Origin of the sequence: Kitasatospora sp. NPDC059812, from assembly GCF_042732075.1 — a bacterium.
Lineage (GTDB): Bacteria > Actinomycetota > Actinomycetes > Streptomycetales > Streptomycetaceae > Kitasatospora.
On record NZ_JBHWIO010000116.1, the window covers coordinates 1 to 6209 of the forward strand.

General features: G+C 70.3%; 5 protein-coding genes. 3 read left to right on the forward strand and 2 right to left on the reverse strand.

Annotation, left to right across the window (positions count from 1 at the left end; genetic code table 11):
• Window positions 1–115: 115 nt before the first annotated feature.
• Together ACFV6D_RS35385 and ACFV6D_RS35390 are read right to left on the reverse strand one after the other, a co-directional pair.
• A complete protein-coding gene (locus ACFV6D_RS35385) occupies window positions 116–1078 on the reverse strand; it encodes a zinc-binding dehydrogenase (protein ID WP_380562861.1) in 963 nt (320 codons plus the stop codon).
• Window positions 1079–1202: 124 nt separating this feature from the next.
• The gene (locus ACFV6D_RS35390; RefSeq protein WP_063347848.1) at window positions 1203–2396 is read right to left on the reverse strand and encodes an NADP-dependent malic enzyme; all 1194 of its coding nucleotides are present in this window, start codon (window positions 2394–2396) and stop codon (window positions 1203–1205) included.
• A gap of 1008 nt (window positions 2397–3404) precedes the next feature.
• Here ACFV6D_RS35390 and ACFV6D_RS35395 point away from each other — a divergent pair.
• Genes ACFV6D_RS35395 through ACFV6D_RS35405 form a run of 3 tightly spaced genes read left to right on the forward strand, consistent with a single transcriptional unit; the run spans window position 3405 to window position 6140 of the window.
• The gene (locus ACFV6D_RS35395) at window positions 3405–4334 is read left to right on the forward strand and encodes an ABC transporter substrate-binding protein (RefSeq protein ID WP_063347849.1); all 930 of its coding nucleotides are present in this window, start codon (window positions 3405–3407) and stop codon (window positions 4332–4334) included.
• Between the two features lie 37 nt (window positions 4335–4371).
• Window positions 4372–5346, forward strand: coding sequence for an amino acid ABC transporter permease (locus tag ACFV6D_RS35400; protein ID WP_063347850.1), 975 nt, complete (start codon window positions 4372–4374; stop codon window positions 5344–5346).
• A 41-nt stretch (window positions 5347–5387) separates the two neighbouring features.
• A complete protein-coding gene (locus ACFV6D_RS35405; protein WP_107453034.1) occupies window positions 5388–6140 on the forward strand; it encodes an amino acid ABC transporter ATP-binding protein in 753 nt (250 codons plus the stop codon).
• Window positions 6141–6209: the final 69 nt, after the last annotated feature.

Sequence of the window (6209 nt, forward strand, 5' to 3'; positions counted from 1 at the left end):
GGCCCCCGGCCCGGGGCGCGGCGGGGCCCGGGCCCGGTCCGCGTCACGGCGTCACGGCGTCACGGCGTCACGGCGTCACGGCGTCACGGCGTCACGGCGTCACGGCGTCACGGCGTCACGGCGTCAGCACGATCTTGCCGAAGACGTCGCCCTTGGCGAGCCGCGCGAAGCCGTCCCGGGCCTCGGCCAGCGGCAGCACCGAGTCGATCACCGGTCGGACGCCGGTGGTCGCGCACAGCGAGAGCAGCCCGGCCAGTTCCTCCTTGGTGCCCATGGTCGAGCCGACCACCTTGAGCTCCAGGAAGAAGATCCGGTTCAGCTCGGTGGTGCTCGGGTTGGGGCCGGAGGTGGCACCGGAGATGACGACGGTGCCGCCCGGGCGCAGCGCCTTCACCGAGTGCGCCCAGGTCGCGGCGCCGACCGTCTCCATCACCGCGTCCACCCGGGCGGGCAGCCGGGCGCCGCTCTCGAAGGCGGCGTCGGCGCCGAGTTCGACCGCCCGGCGGCGCTTGGCCTCGTCCCGGCCGGTGACCCAGACCCGCAGCCCGGCGGCCTTGCCGAGGACGATCAGCGCGGTCGCCACGCCGCCGCCCGCGCCCTGCACCAGGACGGTGTCGCCGGGCTTGACCCCGGCGTTGGTGAACAGCATCCGGTAGGCCGTCAGCCAGGCCGTGGGCAGGCAGGCGGCCTCTTCGAAGCTGAGTTCGGCGGGCTTGGGCAGCAGGTTCCAGGTGGGCACGGCCACCTGCTGGGCGAAGGTGCCCTGGTAACACTCGGTCAGGATGGACCGGGGCTCGTCCGGGCCGACCCCGTGGCCGCTCTGGCCGATCACCGAGTGGAGGACGACCTCGTTGCCGTGCTCGTCGACACCGGCGGCGTCGCAGCCGAGGATCATCGGCAGTCGGCCGGCGGGCAGGCCGACCCCGCGCAGCGACCACAGGTCGTGGTGGTTGAGGCTGGCGGCCCTGACCGTGACCACGCTCCATCCGGGGCGGGCCTGCGGCTCGGGGAGTTCGCCCAACTCCAGTCCGCTGAGCGGGTCATCGGCGTCGATACGTGCGGCGTAGGCAGCAAACATGCTGCGGACGATAGCCGCGCCGGCCGGGGCCGGGAACCACGCGCGGGTGTGACGCGTGTCCCGGCCCCGGCCGTGTCGGCGGCGCCGCTCACGCCGGGCCTGCCCGGCAGCGGCGCCCGGATCGTCAGATCCGGGCCACGCCCTCGGCCCGGGCGGCCTCGGCGACGGCCTTGGTGACCGCCGGGGCGACCCGCTCGTCGAACGGCGAGGGGATGACCTTCTGCGGCGTCAGCTCGTCGGCGACGACACCGGCCAGCGCCTTGGCGGCAGCCAGCTTCATGCCCTCGGTGATCCGGCTGGCCCGCACCTGGAGGGCGCCGGCGAAGATGCCGGGGAAGGCCAGCACGTTGTTGATCTGGTTCGGGAAGTCGCTGCGCCCGGTGGCGACGACCGCCGCGTACTTGTGCGCGACCTCGGGGTGGATCTCCGGGGTGGGGTTGGCCATCGCGAAGATGAACGCGCCCGCGGCCATGGTCGCGACGACCTCCTCCGGCACGGTGCCGCCGGAGACGCCGATGAACACGTCGGCGCCGGCCATCGCGTCGGCCAGGGTGCCCTTGAGGCCGGTGCGGTTGGTCAGTTCGGCGATCTCGGCCTTGACGTCGGTGAGGTCGCCGCGGCCGTCGTACACCACGCCCTTGCGGTCGCAGACCGCGACGTCGCCGATGCCCGCCGCCACCAGCATCTTGGCGATGGCGATGCCGGCCGCGCCGGCGCCGGAGATGACGGCCCGCAGCGAGCCGATCTCACGGCCGGTCACCTTGGCCGCGTTCCACAGGGCGGCGGTGGTGACGATCGCGGTGCCGTGCTGGTCGTCGTGGAAGACCGGGATGTCCACGGCCTCCTGGAGCCGGCGCTCGATCTCGAAGCAGCGGGGGGCGGAGATGTCCTCCAGGTTGACGCCGCCGAAGGAGGGCGCCAGCCGCACCACGGTCTCGACGATCTCGTCGACCTCGGTGCAGGCGAGCGCGATCGGCACCGCGTCCACGCCGCCGAACTGCTTGAACAGGATGGCCTTGCCCTCCATCACGGGCAGGGAGGCCTCCGGGCCGATGTCGCCGAGGCCCAGCACGGCGGTGCCGTCGGTGACCACGGCGACGGTGTTGGACTTCCAGGTGTAGTCGTTGACCAGCTCCGGCTGCTCGGCGATGGCCGTGCAGACGCGGGCGACACCGGGCGTGTAGGCGAGGGACAGGTCGTCCGCGTCGCGCACCGGGACGGTCGCCCTGATCTCCATCTTGCCGCCGCGGTGGAGCGCGAAAACGGCGTCGACCGGATCGACGGTGTCCTGGGTGCTGCTGATGATCTCCGCTGCCACGATGACCTCTTCGTCATTGATCTGGCGAGGGTGCGCGACCGACGGACAGGACGACCCGTCCGGAAACCGGAAACCGGGTACGCCGAAGCGGACCCGGGGGCTGGGTCGGGGCGCTGCCGTCGGGCGGCGCCCTCGGATGAGGGTTTTATGGGTCTTGTTGGTCCGCGTTGTGCTTCCGGGCCGAGCGTAGGTCGGACCAAGGCATCGCACCTATGCCTTTTCGTCCTCGTCACGTGCAGTTCATCGCCGAGCTGTCGCGTCACTGGGGCCCGGCGTCGGAAGCGCCGGGCTCCGGCGGCGGCAACGGTGATGGCGGCACGCGCACCCGCAGGAGTGAACGCAGACGCGCTGGGGAGTCGGCGTCCCGGATACGGAGCCACGTGATGACTTCCGTTCCCGGACACCCCGAGCCTGTCGGGGCTCGTCGGTCTGGTTCGAGCGTTCGGGGGTCACCCGGTACCGAATTCTGACACACCCGCTGCCGGGCCCGGGAGTGCGGGATGGCCGGATCGCATGTCCGCCATTTCGCGTACACCCACGCGTCACCGTGGCGGCCGCACGTCCCTGCGCCGTGGTCGACGGCGACATCCGAGCCGGGGGCGGCGGGCCTCCGGGCACCGGGCAGAGGGATCTGCATACTTATGCACGGAGTGACAGGAACACGGAATAAGTCCGAATAGCGGACAGCCTGGGCCCTCGTTATCCGATTTTGATCTGGATGAGGGCCATCTGACCGTTCACAGATGGCAGGATTCCCCCCATCTCGGATCGAGCCGGCCACTGGTCGAGGCGGTTCGCTTGACGTCCACCTCGGCGGAGGGTGGCGGAAGCAGTACCCCGCAGCAACCTGGGCGGCCCGTCCGCACAGGCACCGCACCACCCGGCCCTGCACGTACGACGACGTACAGCGAAATACACCCGTACAGCGCCGTACGAACCTGCCGCCCCGGTGTGCCGCCCCCCGCGGCGCGCTCCGCCCGCCCTCTCCCTCAGGAGGAGATCCCCCTCATGACCGCCCGTACCCAGCGCACCCGGCTTCTCGCGGCCGGCGCGGTTGCCGCCTCCGTCACCCTCGTCCTGACCGGCTGCAGCAGCAGCAAGAGCGACGGTGGCAGCGGCGCGCCCAACGCCTCCGCGACCGTCAACGCGGTCAAGGCCGACGACAAGCTCGCCGCCCTCGTCCCCGCCGACGTCAAGTCCTCCGGCAAGCTCCTGGTCGGCGCGGACGCCTCGTACGCGCCGGACGAGTTCAAGGACGACAGCGGCAAGGTCATCGGCATGGACGTGGACCTGGCCAACGCCATCGCGGCCAAGCTCGGGCTGAAGGCCGACGTCCAGGACTCCGGCTTCACCGCGATCATCCCCGGCATCCAGTCGAACAAGTTCCAGCTCGGCATGTCGTCCTTCACGGACAACAAGGAGCGCGAGCAGGTCGTCGACATGGTGACCTACTTCAACTCCGGCAGCGCCATCGCGGTCAAGAAGGGCAACCCCGACAAGGTCGACCCCAACGACCTGTGCGGCAAGAAGGTCGCCGTCCAGACCGGCACCACCCAGGCCGACGAGATCAAGGACACCCGCAACCCGGACTGCGCCAAGAACGGGAAGCCGGGCATCCAGAACGACGGCGACAAGTTCGACCTCCAGACGGACGTCACCAACGCCGTCGTCTCCGGCCGCGACCAGGCCATGATGGCCGACTCCCAGGTCGTCGACTACGCGATCAAGCAGGCCGGCGGCCAGCTGGAGAAGCTCGGCTCCACCTACGGCGTGGCCCCCTACGGCGTCGCCGTCGCCAAGGGCTCCAAGCTCACCCCCGCGATCCAGGGCGCCGTCCAGTCGCTGATCGACGACGGCACCTACAAGCAGATCCTCACCAAGTGGGGCGTCGAGTCCGGCGCCCTCGACAAGTCGACCGTCAACGGCGCCGTGAACTGACCGTCCGCCTGCTCCATCTCTCCCCCGAGGCCACACCGTGAACTCTCTGGACAAGGGGAAGGCGGAGGAGGGACGGCCTGAGACCATCAAGGCCGTCCCGGTCCGCCACCCCGGACGCTGGGTGGGCGCCGTCGTCATCGCCCTGCTTGCGGCGATGCTGCTGAGCGCCCTCTTCACCAACCCCGCTTTCAAGTGGGACATCGTCGGGCAGTACCTGTTCCACGACAGCATCGTGCACGGCATGGTCGTCACGCTGGAACTGACCGTCCTCTCCATGCTGATGGGCGTGATCGGCGGCATCGTCCTCGCCGTGATGCGCCTGTCCCCGAACCCCCTGCTCTCCGGCACCGCCTGGATGTACATCTGGGTCTTCCGCGGCACCCCAGTGCTGGTGCAGCTGGTGTTCTGGAACTTCCTCGGCCTGATCTGGGCCAAGCTGTCGATCGGCGTCCCGTGGGGGCCGGAGTTCTGGTCCGCGGACACCAACGTCCTGATCCCGACCTTCGTCGCCGCCCTGCTGGGCCTCGGCCTCAACGAGGCCGCCTACATGGCGGAGATCGTCCGCGGCGGCATCCAGTCGGTGGACGAGGGCCAGACCGAGGCCGCCCACGCGCTCGGCATGAGCCGGTTCCAGACCATGCGCCGGATCGTCCTGCCCCAGGCCATGCGGGTGATCATCCCGCCGACCGGCAACGAGACCATCTCGATGCTCAAGACCACCTCGCTGGTCAGCGTGATCTCCCTGGAGGAGATCTTCCGGGCCGGTCAGGTCATCTACTCCCGGAACTACCAGAACATCCCGCTGCTGATCGTGGTCAGCCTCTGGTACCTGTTCTTCACCTCGCTGCTGACCATCGGCCAGTACTACATCGAGCGCTACTACGCCCGCGGCTCCAACCGGACCCTCCCGCCCACCCCGGTGCAGCGGCTGCGGGGCCTGTTCGCCGGGAAGCCCGCCCCGAAGACCGGCGCCGACGTCGTCCCGGGGCTTGAGGGAGGTGGTCACGTATGACCGGCCTGAGCAAGACCCCGGCCGCCGCCACCGGGCAGCCGATGGTGCGCGCCGAGAGCGTCCACAAGTCCTACGGCTCCGTGCACGTGCTCAAGGGCATCGACCTGGAGGTCAAGCAGGGCGAGGTGTTCTGCCTGATCGGCCCCTCCGGCTCCGGCAAGTCGACCTTCCTGCGGTGCATCAACCACCTGGAGAAGATCAACGGCGGACGCCTCTGGGTGGACGGCGAACTGGTCGGCTACCAGCAGAAGGGCGACAAGCTCTACGAGCTCAAGGACCGCGAGGTCGCCGTCAAGCGGCGCGACATCGGCATGGTCTTCCAGCGCTTCAACCTGTTCCCGCACATGACGGCCGTCGAGAACGTCATGGAGGCCCCGGTCCAGGTCAAGGGCGAGAGCAAGGCCGCCGCCCGGGAGCGGGCGATGGTCCTGCTGGAGCGGGTCGGCCTCGCCGACAAGGCGAAGAACTACCCCTCCCAGCTCTCCGGCGGCCAGCAGCAGCGCGTCGCGATCGCCCGCGCGCTGGCCATGAAGCCCAAGCTGATGCTGTTCGACGAGCCCACCTCGGCGCTCGACCCCGAACTGGTCGGCGACGTCCTCGACGTCATGCGCGGCCTCGCCGAGGAGGGCATGACCATGGTGGTCGTCACCCACGAGATGGGCTTCGCCCGCGAGGTCGGCGACGCGCTGGTGTTCATGGACGGCGGTGTGGTGGTCGAGTCCGGCAACCCCCGCGAGGTGCTCACCGACCCCCGGCACGAGCGCACCCGCGCCTTCCTCTCCAAGGTGCTGTAGAACCGTACCGACCGGGGGGGGGGGCCGGGGGGCCCGCCCCCGGGGGTGGCCGTCGCCCGGGCCCTGGCC